Source organism: Burkholderia sp. COPS (assembly GCF_019425585.1).
Taxonomy (GTDB): domain Bacteria; phylum Pseudomonadota; class Gammaproteobacteria; order Burkholderiales; family Burkholderiaceae; genus Burkholderia; species Burkholderia cepacia.
Map to the genome: position 1 here is coordinate 26,090 of NZ_WIXR01000090.1, position 337 is coordinate 26,426.

The 337-nt window shown below is 73.9% G+C and carries 1 protein-coding gene; it reads left to right on the forward strand.

The window, feature by feature from the left end:
* On the forward strand, positions 1-337 hold a 337-nt coding region (locus FOZ70_RS38430; RefSeq protein ID WP_258025852.1), incomplete at both ends, for a LysR substrate-binding domain-containing protein.

Below are 337 nucleotides of genomic sequence, written 5' to 3' on the forward strand. Positions count from 1 at the left end.
CGCGCCTGGCCGGGCTGAAGCGCGTGATGCCGGATGTCGACGTGCGGGTCGTCACGTCGCAGGATTACGACGCGCAGCGCGACCACGGCGACATCGCGATTCTGTTCGGCGACGGCCACTGGCCGTCGTGCACGGCCGCGCGGCTCTTTCCGGAATCGGTCACGCCCGTGTGCTCGCCCGCGTTCCGCGACGCGCACCCGCACGTCGCCCGGGCCGATCACCTGCTCGCGTTGCCGCTGCTGCACGTGCAGCCGACGCGCCCCGAGCGCTGGCTGTCGTGGTCCGGCTGGTTCGACGCGCACGGCCTCGACACGGCAGCCGCCGCGCGCGGCGTGAC